Below are 17,150 nucleotides of genomic sequence, written 5' to 3' on the forward strand. Positions count from 1 at the left end.
CAAATAAAACATACCCGTTTATTTTTCATTTTTGTTTCTCTCTATTAAAAAATCTAAAAGTTTATCAATTTTTGATCCTATTTCTTCAACAACCAAATCATTACGCTCATCTCGAGCCATAATTTCTCCCCTAAGTTCATCGTTCTCTCGCTGAAGAATATCTATGGTTTCTTCTGCTTCTTTTATTTGTTTTTTTAAATTGTCTAATTGCTTTAAGAGTTCTTTCCTGTCTTCATCCAATCAGCATTCCTCCCTCTAAAAATGTTGATGTATCAACGGTTTAAGCCGTTGTGGGGTGTCAAAAAAATATTTTTTGACACGCTTCCTAACAAAATTTTTATATTATGTGAAACTATTCCAACATACGGGTACGCTACGCGGTCACTACTGGATAATAATGGGAAGTAGTGATAGGAAATTATACGATGCACAATGGATCTCTGCGTAACTTATGATGACGTACCCTCCCATGTCTCTGGGCATCTGTGTGCCTACATTCCTTCGTTCGGTCTAGTCATAAGGCAGAGGCTAGCGAAGCTCCTTTAGGGACTCGAGGTCGAATGGAAAAAATAGTGCCAGCTTCTCCGTGTCATCCTGTTGTCTAGGTCTTACTAAGGATGTGAGGCCTTATTCAGCCTCTGCGAGACCAGGAATATCCCTCATCATTCGCTGTGCGTCGAACGGTTTGTGCTTCGTGCTAATTCCGTGTAACACTTTTAATAGCTTACCGCATAGAACCACAATGGATTGCTTCTTGCGTAACGGATTAACCTGACGGTTCGTGTAGTATTCATGCAGCTTTCTAAAGGCCTCATTATGGCGAATCATCGGCATCATTACCCGGAAAAGGAGGGCACGCAGTTTTCTTCTGCCTCTTTTGGAGATGCGTTTTTGCCCTTTGTGCAGACCGGAGGAGTTTTCACGTAACGTTAATCCCGCGAGTTTAATTAATTGGCGTGGATCTTGATAATGTGAAAAGCTTCCGATTTCAGCTAATAAGTCGACAATCGTTGTATCTCCAAGTCCTGGTACCGTTGATAGCCATTCATACTCTACAGATGTTTTTACAAGCTCAATTAACTGCCCTGTAATACTTTCAATATCTTGTTCTAGCTGATGGTAACGGCGGACAAGTGTGGCAATTTCAATACGGGCCATCTCAAGTCCTTCTGTTACTCCGATAGAGCCAGCCGCGACTTCAATAAGACGGACTGCTTTTGGTCTTTGAGGGGATTTTAGCCCCTCAACCTTACGAAAAAGGGATAGAACTTCATCGGGCTGTTTCTGGTAAAGATCACTTGGAAATGGTGTACATTCAAGTGCAGCTAAAGCCATCTTCCCAAAAGACGGAAACACCTGTACAAACTCTGGGAAATAGCGATCTAACCAACGAATAATCATGTTTTTGACAGCCCCTAATTCCTCTGTCAATTTACTCCTGAACGTCGACCCAACGCGAAGTTCGGCTTCCATGCCTTTTAAGATACGTGGGTAACTGAAACGTCCATCCTTAACTAAACGGGCAATAACCAATGCATCTTTGCGGTCATGCTTGGTTGGCAAATTGTCGTCCAACTCCTTTGATCGCTTTACATGCATAGGGTTTACCATGACCAAGGGGATACCCCTTTCCTCAAGAAAGTAGGCCAAATTGAGCCAGTAATGCCCTGTGGGTTCAATTCCCACAATGACTTCCGATTTCTCGTGTTCTTTCATTGCGGCTAAAACGCGCTGATAGAACAGTTCAAATCCATTTCCTGCTTGGGGCACAGAAAATGATTTTTGGAGCACTCGCCCACGGTCATCTACAATGCAAGCGTAGTGCGTACGCTTGGCAATATCAATTCCCACTACAAGTGTTTGTTCAGTGACTTGATTAATTTTCTGATTTTGTTTAAAATCCATTATGGAGTCCTCCTTGGTTACAAATTAGGGGTCATTCGTTAAGAGATGACACCCCGCATCATACCAGGAGGGCTCTTTTTGTTCAAGTCCCCGAAAGTCCTTCTAACAGGAATGCTCCTTATGGAAGTAATGAAAAGTTTAATCCATTTTCAATGTTAACTTATTAGAAATGGATTCTAAAAAGAGATTAATGAAACATCTTCCATTTCCCAAAGGATAAAAAGTACAACCTGGCTCTTATTCACCTTATTTTCTTCGCAGATTTAATTGAGTCAATGTGATCTTCTCCTACCACAATTCATTTATCATTCATTACGGCCGTTGTTTTCTCATTGCGCACATTTATTGGATGCCGGGCCTGGGCCCCTCTTTTTCCCACCTCCAACAAAGCATTTTCACCCTGACCTCTGGCGGAAACAAATCGGAAATAAAAAAAGCGGTACAGAAAACGATTTCTATTTTCTATACCGCCGTTCTCGTCATTTTACGATGATCCCGTTGATAAAGCTGATGATGCCCTCTTCCACTTCATCCCGGATATCCCGGTCATTGTGAATTTCATGCCGGTGTCCGGGATAAACTTTTGTTTTTACGTGATGTCCGGTTTGAACAAGCCAGTTCGATACAGCATATACCCCTTCCCCATATTGTCCCACCGGATCCTGGTCACCGGCAATGTTATAAACAGGAATCGATACCGGCACCTTTTCTGCCCACTCCGTTCCGACAATCATCTCCATCATCTGGACAAAATAGTAGAGTGAGCATATATTTGGCGGAGTTGTAAAATTATTAAACGGATCGTTTGCGTGGTCTGCCACAATATCCGGGTCGGAACTTATCCAGTCGTTTGGCGTTTTCGGTTGTTCAATCCGTTCCGTCATCCAGCCCATCAGTTCTTCCAAATAAGAAGGATCGGTTTCTTTCCCCTTGCCTTCATCGATCAGGTTCTTCAAAACAGGGAGCAGTTTGCTTGCATTCGGGAACCTGCCTGAAGTCCCGCACAGAATTAAACCGGACAAGCCAGCCCCATGGGTAGCAGCATAACCCCTGGCAATCATGGACCCCATACTGTGCCCAAACATGAAATAAGGCAAATCAGGATATTGTTCCTGTACAATCTTTCGAAGCGTATGCTCGTCCTCCGCCATCGTCATATAACCTTTATCTCCCCAGTCTCCCCAGTTGCCGGAATCATACGCTGTCTTTCCATGGCCGACATGATCATCTGCAGCAACGACAAAACCAGCCTCATTAAACTTTAAAATCATATGTAAATACCGCCGTGAATGTTCACCAAAACCGTGAACGACCTGGACAACCCCGCGCGGTTTACGGATCGGTGTGTAAATCCACGCTTTTACGTTGTCTTTTCCGTTAAATGATTGAAAACTCAACTCTTGAAAAGCCAAACCAACCCCTCCTTTGCTCATCTCATTAAATTTCTTTTTATCAAACTTTTAAAATATTAGAAACATACTACTGGGTTTGACTTGCAAAATTTTTTGGTCTAAAATTCCATTTCCCTAACTCTAATAATATGCACCGGCTGATTTTCATTTTTCTGTTGATGCCGCGCGTTCACTACGACATAGGCATCTAATAAAACCTTTATGTCTTTTGTTTCAAAAAACATTTCCATTTAAACAATTTTCAATCGTGCTTATAAAAATTAACATTTGCTCAAAATGAAAAGATACCCTGAGCCTCTGGCATAATTGAAAAAAACATAAAAATTCTTCTTTCCCGTACTTTTACCGGGTTGCTGAACGAATCCGATTTTCCAGCATAACCTGTCCCAATATTACAGAATCATGCACTTATGAAAATGCAAGATTCAGCTGCTCTATTTATTGGTTCAGCTTTCAGGAAGAGTGATCAGAATCCTTGCCAGATCCTGTTATTTAGCAAGCCAAATAACCATTAAAATGTTTTCCCCATTTCAACCGCCTTTTTGATAGCTTCCTCCATAATATCTTCAGCCCGTTCAGGAAAGTGGTCCATTCCCTCAACAAATAATTGTTGAAAATCTTTAAAGCCCAAGAAAGTGAATAACGTTTTTACATATTGGCTTGCAGGGTCACTGCCGTTGTAGACACTTCCGCTTGATTGAATGTGCAGTGCTTTTTTTTCCTTCCACTAACCCAACAGATCCCTGGTCTGTGTACTTGAAGGTTTTCCCTGCCACTGTAATGGTATCAATCCAAGCTTTTAAACGAGTGGGCACGCTTAAATTCCACAAAGGATTTGCAATAACTACTTTATCCTTTTCCAAAAAACTTGCAGTAAAAGAATCAAACAGCGTCACTTTGTGTTGCTGTTCAATTGATAATGAGTAAAAAGGAACCTTTTGTTTTAATTTATTCCACGCTTCCAACAGGTCCCTGTCAATTTCAGGAATGGTGATATCATACAAATTGATTTCTTCTATTTCATCGTCTGGATGATGCTCCCGGTAAGACTTTAAAAAAACATTCGTCACTTTCATTGTACGCGAGTATTCTTCGGAAAACGGATGGGCTTTTACAACCAATACTTTCGACATTTTTGAGGCTCCTTTACATGTTTTACTATTATTTTATGGGTAAGCGCCTTCAAATTCAATCTATTTATTTATTTCATCCACGCACTCACACGGAGTACGACATGAATACCTTTTCCAATTGGGTCCTTGTTCTGTTGGCAACTGCCGGCAAAATCGGGTGGTGACAGGCATCTCAAAAAAATTCCGGCCCCGCTTTTAAGAAAACATACGGAGCCGGCATTTTTTATGGTTTTAATACGACTTTAATGCAGCCATCTTTATGATCATTGAACAATTGATAGGACTCGCTTGCTTTATCCAGCGAAATTTTATGGGTTATGATTTCAGTTGGGTCAAACTTTTTCTCTGTAATGTCTTGAAAGAGTTTCGGCATCAGATGTACAGCCGGCGCCTGTCCCATTTTCAGGGTGATATTGCGTTCGAACAGCCTGCCAAGCGGGAATGCATTGTAAATCGAACCGTATACCCCTGTCAGCTGGATAGTGCCAAACTTCCTGACCGCTTCCATCGCAATTTGAATCGCGCTGATTGTGCCACCTTGCAGCTTCAGCTTTTGCTCGATCTTTTCAATCGCCGATTTTTTTCCGTCCATGCCGACGCAATCGATCACTACATCAGCCCCGCCATTGGTAATCTCACGTAAATACTTTCCCATCTCATCGTATTCTTTAAAATTATAAACTTCGACTCTATTCATTTTTTTGGCATGCTTTAACCGGTATGGCACATGGTCAACTGCAATTACCCTGCTGGCCCCGTTCAGCCATGCAAATTTCTGGTTCATCAAGCCGATCGGCCCGCAGCCGAGCACAACGACCGTGTCTCCCTGTTTCACACCAGCATTTTCAACACTCCAATATGCCGTTGGAAGCACATCCGACAAGAACAGCAACGCCTCGTCTTCCAACTCACAAGATTCGGGAATCACAAACGGCATTTGATTGCCGAACGGTACACGCAGGTACTCAGCCTGCCCGCCCGGAATATCTCCGTACCGCTCTGTATAACCAAATAAACCGCCTGTGTCGACCTCTTCATTCGGATTCGAGTTGTCACACTGGGACTCCATCCCGTGCTGGCAGTAATAGCAATGCCCGCACGAAACCGTAAACGGCAGCACAACCCGGTCGCCTTTTTTTACTTTTGTGACTTCCGAGCCGACCTCTTCAACGATTCCCATCGGTTCATGCCCGATCACAAATCCCGGGCGCGCCGGCAAAGCTCCGTTATAAATATGCAAATCAGATCCGCAAATGGCCGTTGAGGTAATCCTGATTAAAATATCATCCCGCTTTTTTAATGACGGATCATCAACTTCTTTTACCTGTATGTCTTTCGCACCTTGAAATGTAACTGCCTTCACTGCCATAACCTCCTTTTATATACAGACCTATACCCATGTTCTTTCATTCTTATGTATATCAAGAGATTTTTATCAATTTGGAAGCGCATTCCTGATTATCTAACCGATCTTGGAAATACGGCATTTTCGGGACAACATTTGACATCCAAGGTTGAATCTGTACAGGGCATAAGTTTTCTGTATAGGAGACCCCAAGCATATTTCTTTCATACTGAAACGGCCTCCCATATCCGGAGGCCGTTTCATCTTGAATTTTCAACATGGTTTTTGACTTTCCACCTGTTTCAAATACTGTCCAGAAACGATTGGATAAACGGAATGGCCGCACCAACCGGAACACCGTCTTCATTGGAACGGCTAATAAAAATAAACGGTTCTTCACTTGGAAAAGCTGTCTTCTCATTTACCTTTTCATGGAGAATTTGTAAATCTTCATCTTTTAAATACGGGGAAATATACCCGCCTAAAATAAAATCCCGGTTGATTACAAGGCGAATATTATTAATGGAAAAAGCCAGATGTTCTATAAAAGTATGCCATCTCTCCACATAGGAAGGCACCCCTGAACGAACTTGCTGGAAGAAAAATGCCAGGGATTCTTCTTTTTTTAATAGTGCATGGATGGAACAGAGCGTTTCCATGCAGCCTCTTTTCCCGCAGTAACACAAAGAACCATTCGGATCAATTGTCATATGTTCGACAGTCCCGCTGTGCCCATCTTTCCCCATATAAATTTGGTCATTGATAATAATCGCCCCGCCAAGATGCGTCCCGATCGATAAATATACTGCATCTCCAATGTCTTTTCTCATCCAAAGCTCTGTTGTAGCCGCACATTTTGCATCATGCAAGAACTTGCAAGGATAGTCAAGATGCCGGGCAAAAACATGGATATCCAATCCTGTACAATCCAATATTTTGCCGTACAAAATTTTTTCTCCGTCGTTAGAAGTCAGGGCCTGTACTGCAAATCCAATTCCCAGCACTTGCTCTTTCTTAAAATCAAAATGATCGATAAATGCCTGTACTTCCTGGCTAACTTGTTTAAAATAATGGTCGTCATTTGCATAAGTCAGATACAGCTCTTTTTGCTGAAAGACTGTGCCTCGTAAATCAACCGCCAAAATGCGGACTTTCTCTTTTTGGATTTCAACTCCGATCCCAATACGTGCCTGTTGACATATGGTATAAGCTGCAGCCCGCCTGCCAACAGAAGATTCGAAGTATCCATTTTTTTGAATTAGATTTTTCTTCTCCAACTGCGTCAAATGCTGGCTAACGGTCGGCAGACTTAAATGAAGCATATTCGCAATTTCTTGTTTGGAAAGTTTTTTATGCTGATAAATCAAGTGATAGATCAAGGAATAATTATTCTTTTTTATATCTTTCAATGTCATGCTATTCGCCATGTGATGACCCCATTATATAAATACGATTTATAAAAACAGTTGTTTAAATTCACTATAACATACAGACAAATGCCTCACAACTTAGGAATGGCATCGTACAGATATTTTTGAGAATTTTTTAAAATATTAGGATCCAGTTTTTAAGCGCTTTCTATTGACACTCCCGTAAAAGCGTTTTATTATATAAACAAGTTTTATAAAATGATTTTATAAAATAACTTATCAAAGGGGCGTAAGCACAAATGGGGATTATTGAAAAGATGAGATTGGATGGAAAAAAGATTTTCGTAACAGGCGGCGCAAGAGGGATTGGTAAAAGCGTTGCCACTGCTTTTGCTGAAGCGGGTGCAGACATCGCAATTGTTGACGTGGATTTAAAAGAAGCAGAAAAAACCGCCAGAGAACTGCAAGAAAATCATCCGGTCCAGGCCATTGCAGTACAAGCCGATGTGACAAAACCAGAGGATGTAAAGGCAATGATCACAAAAATATTGGATGCATTCGGGCGGATTGATGTTGCGTTTTGCAATGCGGGGATTTGCCTGAATGTCCCGGCTGAAGAAATGGCCTTCGAACAATGGAAAAAAGTCATCGATGTGAACCTTACGGGGATCTTTTTAACTGCGCAGGCAGCCGGCAAAGTAATGATTCAACAAGGCGGCGGTTCAATTATCAATACAGCATCCATGTCCGGACATATTGTCAACGTACCGCAGCCGCAATGCTCCTACAATGCTTCTAAAGCAGGCGTTATCCAATTGACGAAATCATTGGCTGTTGAATGGGCGGACAAAAATGTGCGGGTCAACTGTATCAGCCCGGGATATATGGGCACAGAACTGACATTAAACTCCCCAAGCCTGAAGCCTTTAATTGAAAAATGGAACAAGATGGCACCGCTTCACCGGATGGGAAAGCCGGAAGAATTGCAATCGATTTGTGTATACCTTGCAGGTGACACGAGCACCTTCACAACCGGTGCTGATTTTATTGTAGATGGCGCCTTCACTTGTATTTAATGCCTGCAAAACTTTGATTCTATTATTAAAGGAGTTTATTTTTAATGAATTATTTACTTGGGACAGACATTGGAACTTCAGGAACAAAGACAGTGCTGATGGATACAGAAGGCCATCTGATTGCCCAGGACTTGCAAGAATATGACATTATCACCCCCAGGCCTTTATGGGCGGAGCAGTGGCCGGACGTATGGCTAGACGCAGCCAAAGCCTCTATCCGCAACACGGTGCAAAAATCCGGCATTTCAAAAGAAAAGATTGCCGGGATTGCAATTAGCGGGCTTTACGGAGGTTCCGGCATACCGCTGGATGAAAACATGAAACCTGTAAGGCCTTGCATGATCTGGATGGACAGGAGAGCTGATGAAGAAACGAAATGGGTGCTCGAGCATATCGGGGAAGAAAACTTGCAGGAAATCACTTATAACGGGGCAGATCCATATTACGGCTACACAAAAATTTTATGGATGAAGCGCCATGAACCGGAAAACTGGAAAAAAACGAAACTCTTTCTTCCGCCTAACGATTACGTCATCTACCATTTGACTGGTGAAATTGCGATTGACTATTCTTCGGCAGGCAATATTGGCGGGATCTTTGACATGAATACAAGGACATGGTCAAAAACATTAATGGATCAAATGGGAATTCCTATGTCGATGATGCCGCAAAGGATTGTAGAGTCAACGGATATCGTTGGCGGATTGACGAAAAAAGCAGCAGAAGAACTGGGGCTTTCTGAAGGTATGCCCGTCATCGCCGGCGGAATCGACTGCGGCGCCGCAAACATCGGGCTGGGGGTATTGGAATCCGGCATTTACGCCGCTTCTATCGGCACTTCGATGTGTGCTGCACTTATCTCCGACCAGCCTGCGAAAGGAAAAGGTTTGATTGTCTGGCCTTATTTATATGACGCCAAACGATTATCGTATTGTTTTGCAGGAGCCAATACGGCAGGCGCGATCGTCAAATGGTTCAAGCAAACCCTGTGCCAGTTTGAATTGGAAGCAGAGAAACACGGCGGCAGAAATGCTTATGATATTTTAAATGAACAGGCATCGAAAATTCCTGCCGGCAGTAATGGCCTTATCGTCCTTCCGTATTTTATGGGGGAAAGAGCCCCAATATGGGATTCAGATGCCAAGGGCACAATTATTGGGCTCTCGCTTGCCCATACAAAAGCACATCTTTATCGTGCATTCTTAGAGGCAGTTGCCTATTCTTTAAGAAATGCCATGGAAGCAACCGGTGAAAATGTGGGGAATTCCATCTACATTGCCGGCGGGGTAACAAAATCTAAAGTCTGGCGGCAAATTTTTGCGGACGTAACCGGCTACCCTGTCATTTGCCCGCTCCATGATGTTGAAGCCAATATGGGGGATGTAATTCTTGCCGGAATCGGAACAGGACTTTTAAGTTACGAAGACGCAAAAAAATGGCAGGTGTTAGATGAAAAGATCCTGCCAAATCCGGAAAACCATGAAAAATATAATGCCTGCTATCAAGTTTATCAATCTGCCTATCAACATTTAAAACAAGATATGAAAGCGATATCCCGCCTTGTTGAATCACCAACAAGATAGACAGAGCGGACATGATTTGCTTATTGGCTGGTTTTCCAGCCTCGCCATCATGTCCAGTTGTGGCGCCATTACGATACAGCGGCCCAACGGAAATTCAAAAAAGGGGATGTGAGTTAAATGGAGAAATGGAAAAAAAGAATGGGGTATGGTGTAGGAGATTTAGGTTGTAACCTTGTGTTCGGGACAATGGCATCTTATCTGATGTTTTTCTATACGGACGTCTTTGGCATTACAGCAGCCGCTGCCGGCACATTGATGCTCGTCACGAAAATTATCGATGCATTTGCGGATACCGGAATGGGATTGATCGTTGACCGGACCCATACGAGATGGGGCCAGGGGAGGCCTTATTTTATCATCGGAGCTGTTCCTTTTACTGTTTTTACCATCCTTACGTTTATCGTGCCGGCTACCGGAATGACTGGAAAATTGGTCTGGGCCTATGTGACGTTTACTTTGCTGAATATCGCATATACCGTTGTCAATATTCCGTTAAACACGATCGTTCCAAGACTGACTTCAGACGTGCATGAACGAAACTGGCTTGTAACGACCAGAATGATTTGCGCTTTATTGGGAACAGCATTGGTGATGTCCATTACAACGCCACTTGTAAACCTGTTCGGGCAAGGAAGCACACAAAAAGGTTTTCTCATTACGATGTCGTTATATGCTGTTCTCGCCTTATTGATATTTGTGATTACCTTTATGAACACAGAGGAAGTTGTACCCCCGGCTGTCAAACAGGAAAAACATTCGTTTTTGGAGGATCTAAAAGGATTAACCGGCCAGAGCATCCTGTTCTTTATCTTAAACTTTCTTTACTTTGCATTATTTGTGATCCGTAATACCACGGTTATCTATTATTTTACCTATAATCTGGGCCGTTCCAGCTGGTTAACTTTTGTAGGGCTTTTCGGTATTTTGTCCGGCCTGCCCATGCTGCTTGTTCTTCCATTTTTACAGAAAAAAATATCAAAAAAAGCTTGCTTGCTGTTAAGCACAGCGATTTACATTATCGGCGATTTAATGATCTACTTTGGAAGCGCATTCCCAGTTGTACTGATTGCCGGGTTAGCCGTAACGGGTCTTGGAATATACGGCATTTTTGGGACAACATTTGCCATCCAACCAGATGTCATCGACTACTCGGAGTATCAGAAAAAAAGAAGCATATCTGGTATGATTGCTGCTTTTCAGGGCTTTTGTGTGAAATTAAGCATGGGGCTGGCAAGCGCGCTGATCGGGATATTCTTAAAAATGGGCGGCTATGTCCCGAACGCAACACAAACCCCGACTGCTTTAAAATATATTGAAGCTTCATTTATATGGATTCCCATGTTGATCTGCCTGCTTATCGGCATCACGACCTGTTTCTATAAACTGGACCAACAACGGGAAAAAATGAGTATCGAACTGGAGCGCCGCCGTCAAATCTTTAACTCTCAATCGGCAGAAACAGTATAACCCGGTTTTTCTTCTATATCCCCCTCATTTTCAAAGGGGGATATTTTCAAGCGGTGACAGGGCACAAGCACGCATATTGATTTATCTGTACTGGGGCGGCCCCCATTATCGGAGGCCGCTTCGCCCTAGTTCACCTTCACTTATTCATTTACACAAAATATTTTACATTCTCTTAGACTTAGCAAAAACTTGAAGGGCTTTAGTAAATATTCAATGCAAGGGTTATATAGAAAATACTAAAAGAACTTTGCATTTGAAAGCTGATTGAATGCATAAAGAATAACCAAGTATTTTCGCCGATGTATTCTTTTATATATTAAGGCAGAGCTTGCTGACAAATGGGATGTAAGCCAAAATCAGATCCGTTCAGCAAACCCTAGTTCATGAATCGGACAGTTCATTCAATCTTGCATTTAAAGCATTTAGCTTTCTTTGGCGCTTAGGTTCGTTATCTTCAGCATTAGCTACTTTAAAGAGTTGCCTCACTTCCTTTTTGGTTGCAACTTTGTGTTGTACGCAAAAAAAACAAAAATCTTCAAGTGTATCTTGTATAATGAGCTCGGGGGTATCGTATTCACTGGCTGCTGTGCATATTTCTTCATCATGGATAATTTCTCGTATCTCATAATCATTGCTGCAAATGATTCTAGCTTGCAATAACATTGCAGCAGCCAATGTGTGAATTTCACCAAGATTGCTTGTGCTTTTAAGTATCATTCCAAGATTTCTCTTTTTTTCATAAAGCCTCTTAAAGCTCTCTCCAATATATCGTTCATAGTAACGATATATTTCAAATTCATCGTGAGAAAGACATTGTACATCATCCGGATCAAAAAGTTGCCACCTTTGTTCATGAATTTGTTTTTCCGCCACTGATCTGTTCAATAGGAGTTCATTCAAAACTGAGATATGGATGTATACATCCTCGTAAAGCTGATTAATCCACCCGATGACATCGCTTTTTTTATAAACAGCCGCGAGTTGAATAATATTGGTATCAATAAAGACTTTCCCTCTTCTCACAAATCTTCTTCCTCTTCCTGTGAGATCGTGCGTTCACGATTTGTTTCCGTTTGATACCTTATCGCCGTTTCCGGAGAGATTTGAGCCAATTTTCCAGATGCTTCTGCTTTATTTAATAATCTTTTTTCAACAGCTTCAGCGATAACGCTTTCATATTTGCTAAAGCTTTTAATGGGAAAAGGCTCATCAAGCGGGCTGTTTGCGAGATGGTGTGCTTTACGAAGTGAAATCCACTCTTTTTCTTTTATTGCTATCAAGCGGCGGGATTTTGATAACTTTAATTCGAGTATCCGTCTTGCCACAGCTTCGTATGGTGCTGCGGCCATGTCAGCAATCATGATGATCGCTTTTTCTTCTCCAAAGTCCTGTTTCAGTCTTCCCCATAGCAGACGGACAAGCGAGGCAGGCATCATTACCGCTGCAGCAAACCGGTCAGCTGCTCTTTCATGGTCAATTTCTTCACTAATGACTTCTTTATATCCTAATAAATGCCAAAATTCATGTGCAACTGTAAAATATCTTATGCGTAAAGGCTGCCGGGTATTGATGGCCACAAAAACTTGTTCCGAATCAACATTTACAGTAGCGCCGAAATATTCGTTGTCCGGCACATCTTGAAAAATAACATGTGATATTTCTTGAAGTTTTAACTCAATCCCCGGGCCGATAAATATTTCGGCGCCAAAATGATCAGTTAAAAATTGCCCGGCGAAAGCTTCACCAACTTGTTCCGACTGTAACTTCAGCTTACTCATATGGTTTCTCCCCAGTAGCACGATTGATCTCCTCAATCCGTAAACAATCTTCAATTGCAAATAACATATTTTCCAACTGGCGTTTGGCAGCCCTCGAATTGGCTTTCCCGCGTAAAGAAAGTACATAAGGTTTTTCTGAACGATCTTCAGCTAACAATTCTTCAACGGTAATCCCCATAACTTTTGCGACTTGAGCCATTCTGTTTGGAAGAAATTGCCGTTTTCCTGTTAAAATATGTCCCATTAAGGATTTACTGATTCCTACTTCCTCAGCAAGATCTTGAATGGATTTTCCTTCCGTGTCAAGCCAATCTCTCACTTTTTTGATTGCCGCTTCATTGGCTTTATTCATGAATTACACTCCCTCAATTATTCCTATATCTTTATTATATACAAAACCACGCAAAAAGTGTAGACGTCTACAAAAGTTGCAGCATAGTATCTCCCTTGTTTGGGATACCTTATACGAATACACTATTCATTGCATTTGGTAATAATTGACCAATATCCCCAGCTTAAAACACCAGCTGAAGGCGATGGAATTTTCACCTAAAACGATCTATCATTCCAGGATATGGAGAAACGGCCCCCTACCTGGAGGCCGTTTCGTCTTACTTCACCTTTACATATCGGTATTTGCTTTTATTCCCTGCCTTGTCTTTTGCATAAATCTTTAATGTGGAACCTCTTTTTTGCTTCTTCATATGCACCGAATAGGTTCCTTTTGAATTTGCCGTTGCTTTGCCGACGTAATGGCTACCGTTGTAAACATAAACCGTAGCATGTTTTTCCGCCTTACCGGAAACCTTTGTTGATTTGTAAGTGACCTTTCCTGCTGTTGGAACGCCAGGGGCGGTTTTATCTGCAACCTTAAACGATTTGCCTGCACTTGTATTTTTGGATTTATCTGTCGCGTAGGCCATCAGAGTCGTTCCAGCCTTTTGTTTCGATTTGATCCTGATTGAGAAGTTGCCTTTACTGTTTGCTGTCCCAGTCCCCAGCACCGTTTTACCACGTTTAATCGTCACTTTTGCGCCGGCTTCTGCTTTACCTGTAATCGTTGTTTGATTATCACCAAACCGATCGACGGACGGGGCTGATGGTGCTGTTTTGTCTTCCACTTTGAACGATTTGCCTGCACTTGTATTTCCCGCTTTATCTGTCGCATAGGCCGTCAGAACCGTTCCTACTTTTTGCTTCGATTTAATCCTGACTGAGAAGCTACCCTTACTACTTGCTGTCCCTGTCCCCAGCAAAGTTTTGCCACGTTTAATCGTCACTTTGGCGCCGGCTTCTGCTTTACCGGTAATCGTTGTTTGATTATCGCCAAACCGATTGACGGACGGGGCTGATGGTGCTGTTTTGTCTTCCACTTTGAACGATTTGCCTGCACTTGTATTTCTCGATTTATCTGTCGCATAGGCTGTCAGAGTCGTTCCTGCCTTTTGCTTCGATTTGATCCTGATTGAGAAGGTGCCTTTACTGTTTGCTGTCCCTGTCCCCAGCACCGTTTTACCACGTTTAATCGTCACTTTGGCGCCGGCTTCTGCTTTACCGGTAATCGTTGTTTGATTATCGCCAAACCAATTGACAGACGGGGCTGATGGTGCTGTTTTGTCTACCACTTTGAACGATTTGCCTGCACTTGTATTTCCCGCTTTATCTGTTGCGTAAGCTGTCAGAGTCGTTCCTGCCTTTTGCTTCGATTTGATTTTGACTGAAAAGCTACCCTTACTACTTGCTGTGGCTGTACCCAAAATCGTTTTTCCGGATTTAATCGTTACGGTTGACCCAGCCTCGGCTTTACCTGTAATCACTGTTTGGTTATCGCCAAATGGTTGAACCGTTGGCGCTGCCGGAGCCGTTTTATCAATGACCGTTACCACCGTTTCAGCACTCTTGTTCCTTGCCGCATCTTCCGCATAAACGACAAGCTTCGTTCCTGCTTTTTGTTTTGCAATGGTTACCTTAAATGCACCGGTATGATCAGCCGTTGCCGTACCCAAAATGTTTGAGCCGGATTTTACAGTAACTTTTGCCCCTGCTTCTGTGGTTCCTGTAACCACAGTACTTGCATCGCTTACTTCTTTCACTTTTGGCGCTGCCGGAGCCGTTTTATCAATGACCGTTACTACCGTTTCAGCGCTTTTGTTCCCTGCTGTATCTTCTGCATAGACTACAAGCTTCGCCCCCGCTTTTTGTTTTGCGATGGTTACCTTGAATGCACCGGTATGATCAGCCTTTGCCGTGCCTAAGATGTTCGAGCCCGATTTTACTGTAACTTTTGCCCCCGCTTCCGTTGTTCCTGTAACCGCAGTACTTGTTTCGCTTACTTCTCCGACTTTCGGAGCTGCCGGAGCCGTTTTGTCCTGAACAGTGACGACGGTTTCTTCACTCTGATTGCCCTTGCCATCTTCTGTATATACATGCAGTTCTGTTCCAGCCTTTTGCTTAGGAATGCTGACCGAAAAATTTCCATTTGAATCAGTAGAATCGGAACCAATTTCCTTTCCGTTCACCGCTACTTTCACGGCCACGTTCGGATCTGCCGTACCGGTAACCACTGTGTCATTATCCCCCACCGTTTGAACGGACGGTTTTGAAAGAGACGTTACAGCGCCTGCATCACCTTTTTCAAGAAGCGTATAGGTAACATCGTCTCCTTTGTCAGAAGGAACTTGAAAATCATCCTTGGAACTTAAAGCTTTGACGATGGATCCGCCGCCTTTTATATGGATTGAGGAGCCGCTGTAGGTTTTTACTTTCAGCCCGTCAAAAGCGGTATCCCCTTTAAATCCGTAAAGGCCGGTGTCTTCTTTCAAGACAAGTGCAGCACGGAAATCTGTCATAAACTGGCCAAAGCTAAGGTTCGGATCAATGTATTTGTGGATGATATTCTGCACTGCTTGATAATCAGTATGTGGATCACTAATCAATTCTTTATAAATCGTGTTTCCTTGTCCACACTGGGCCTTTAAATATTCCATAAACAGGTATGATAAAGAATAGTTTGCCAATGTGTCACCCTCATAATCCCAATACAGGAGCGAATGGCCTTTTGTAATGTCCGCATCTTCATTGTAGTAATCAATGCGGTCATTCAACGGCGCACCGGTGTAAATTTGTTCAGCCGCCATCGAGAGGCCCTCATCCATCCAAGTATCCGTATCGGTCAATCCTTGTACAAATACTTTCTGGTTAAAATTAATCATATGTTGAAACTCATGCGCCAGGGTAGAATAAGCTTGCGAAACATCTTTCGTCGCAGACATACCCATCAATGGATAGGTATCAATATAAAAAATTTCCGACTGGTTGGAATAGCTGTATTGATACAGGTCGCGCGGAGAAAAATAACCAGCCACATAACCGCCGCTTCCACTAAATCCATCTTGAATGTCATAGCATAATATATTGACCTTCCCATTCTGGTCGACATCAGATGGCATTCCAAAGTTGTCGACATCTGATTGATAGATTTTATTATCGAATTCCTTTCCAAGTAATGCTGCTTCATCCTCTGTAATATCGTTGTTGTTCACCCAAACGTTGGCATGAGCGCCACTATAAAGAAGCGTTGCAGAAATGGATGAAAAATCGTTGGTTTCCATGTTTTGGACGTAGAATGATTTGCTATCCCCTTTCACATAGTCTTTTTTAATCGACTTTGTCTCTTTTTTCAAAGCTTTATTTTGGTTTTTCTCTGTGTCAAACGGTGCCACATAATCCATACGATATGCAGACGGGCTGAGATTTTTGCTGTCGGCATAGGCATCATTATTAATACGGAAAGAACCGGTATATTCAGAGTTTGAACCATCAGGAAATTCATTGCTGATGAGTTCATAGTAATTCGTATCCCCGCTGCTTGCCTGTGCCCCTACCGGCAACCCAATGATCAAAGAGAACGTTAACAATACATAGAGTACGAATCTCACTTTTTTCATATAACTCCCCCCCTAATCTGGTGGATCTCACTCCCAAGTTTGCAGAACCCTTTCATATTAAAAAAGAAATGAAAACCACTTTGTTTAAAGTTTACGATATTTTCTAAATATTGTCTAGGGTTTATCACAAATTT

At 42.5% G+C, this 17,150-nt stretch carries 14 protein-coding genes; 3 read left to right on the forward strand and 11 right to left on the reverse strand.

Annotated elements, in window-relative coordinates; translation table 11 throughout:
* Positions 1–18: 18 nt before the first annotated feature.
* From ABR335_RS15070 to ABR335_RS15100, 7 genes are all read right to left on the reverse strand, one after another.
* A complete protein-coding gene (locus ABR335_RS15070; RefSeq protein WP_017552069.1) occupies positions 19–240 on the reverse strand; it encodes a hypothetical protein in 222 nt (73 codons plus the stop codon).
* Positions 241–627: 387 nt separating this feature from the next.
* Complete coding sequence (locus tag ABR335_RS15075) at positions 628–1,905, reverse strand: IS110 family transposase (RefSeq protein ID WP_014096851.1); 1,278 nt, start codon at positions 1,903–1,905, stop codon at positions 628–630.
* Positions 1,906–2,384: 479 nt separating this feature from the next.
* Positions 2,385–3,317 (reverse strand): alpha/beta fold hydrolase, encoded by a 933-nt coding sequence (locus ABR335_RS15080; protein WP_179234181.1) that lies wholly within the window; start codon positions 3,315–3,317, stop codon positions 2,385–2,387.
* 511 nt (positions 3,318–3,828) lie between these two features.
* A complete protein-coding gene (locus ABR335_RS15085) occupies positions 3,829–4,026 on the reverse strand; it encodes a hypothetical protein (RefSeq protein ID WP_350346733.1) in 198 nt (65 codons plus the stop codon).
* On the reverse strand, positions 3,986–4,450 hold the full coding sequence (locus ABR335_RS15090) for an NAD(P)H-dependent oxidoreductase (RefSeq protein WP_350346339.1): 465 nt from the start codon (positions 4,448–4,450) through the stop codon (positions 3,986–3,988). Before ABR335_RS15090 ends, ABR335_RS15085 begins: the two co-directional genes overlap by 41 nt.
* 223 nt (positions 4,451–4,673) lie before the next feature.
* Entirely contained in the window at positions 4,674–5,813 is a 1,140-nt protein-coding gene (locus ABR335_RS15095) for a zinc-dependent alcohol dehydrogenase (protein ID WP_350346340.1), read from the reverse strand.
* A gap of 284 nt (positions 5,814–6,097) precedes the next feature.
* Positions 6,098–7,222 carry an ROK family transcriptional regulator gene (locus ABR335_RS15100; RefSeq protein ID WP_326244528.1) on the reverse strand — a complete coding sequence of 375 codons (1,125 nt, stop codon included), beginning with the start codon at positions 7,220–7,222 and terminating at the stop codon, positions 6,098–6,100.
* A 242-nt stretch (positions 7,223–7,464) separates the two neighbouring features.
* Here ABR335_RS15100 and ABR335_RS15105 point away from each other — a divergent pair, with 242 nt between their 5' ends.
* The 3 genes from ABR335_RS15105 to ABR335_RS15115 all read left to right on the forward strand — a co-directional run bounded on the left by ABR335_RS15105 (position 7,465) and on the right by ABR335_RS15115 (position 11,291).
* Entirely contained in the window at positions 7,465–8,241 is a 777-nt protein-coding gene (locus ABR335_RS15105; protein ID WP_350346341.1) for an SDR family oxidoreductase, read from the forward strand.
* Between the two features lie 44 nt (positions 8,242–8,285).
* Entirely contained in the window at positions 8,286–9,824 is a 1,539-nt protein-coding gene (locus ABR335_RS15110) for an FGGY-family carbohydrate kinase (protein WP_035191022.1), read from the forward strand.
* Between the two features lie 117 nt (positions 9,825–9,941).
* On the forward strand, positions 9,942–11,291 hold the full coding sequence (locus ABR335_RS15115) for an MFS transporter (RefSeq protein ID WP_341289421.1): 1,350 nt from the start codon (positions 9,942–9,944) through the stop codon (positions 11,289–11,291).
* Positions 11,292–11,672: 381 nt separating this feature from the next.
* Here ABR335_RS15115 and ABR335_RS15120 read toward each other — a convergent pair whose 3' ends face one another.
* From ABR335_RS15120 to ABR335_RS15135, 4 genes are all read right to left on the reverse strand, one after another.
* A complete protein-coding gene (locus ABR335_RS15120; RefSeq protein ID WP_017551431.1) occupies positions 11,673–12,314 on the reverse strand; it encodes a hypothetical protein in 642 nt (213 codons plus the stop codon).
* Positions 12,311–13,123, reverse strand: a complete 813-nt coding sequence (locus tag ABR335_RS15125) for an ImmA/IrrE family metallo-endopeptidase (RefSeq protein ID WP_225620947.1) — start codon at positions 13,121–13,123, stop codon at positions 12,311–12,313. Before ABR335_RS15125 ends, ABR335_RS15120 begins: the two co-directional genes overlap by 4 nt.
* Positions 13,062–13,421, reverse strand: coding sequence for a helix-turn-helix domain-containing protein (locus ABR335_RS15130; protein ID WP_013858322.1), 360 nt, complete (start codon positions 13,419–13,421; stop codon positions 13,062–13,064). Before ABR335_RS15130 ends, ABR335_RS15125 begins: the two co-directional genes overlap by 62 nt.
* A 259-nt stretch (positions 13,422–13,680) precedes the next feature.
* Positions 13,681–17,016 (reverse strand): Ig-like domain-containing protein, encoded by a 3,336-nt coding sequence (locus ABR335_RS15135; RefSeq protein ID WP_350346342.1) that lies wholly within the window; start codon positions 17,014–17,016, stop codon positions 13,681–13,683.
* Positions 17,017–17,150: the final 134 nt, after the last annotated feature.

This window comes from Heyndrickxia faecalis, from assembly GCF_040267745.1.
In the GTDB taxonomy this organism is placed as follows: Bacteria; Bacillota; Bacilli; order Bacillales; family Bacillaceae_C; genus Weizmannia; species Weizmannia faecalis.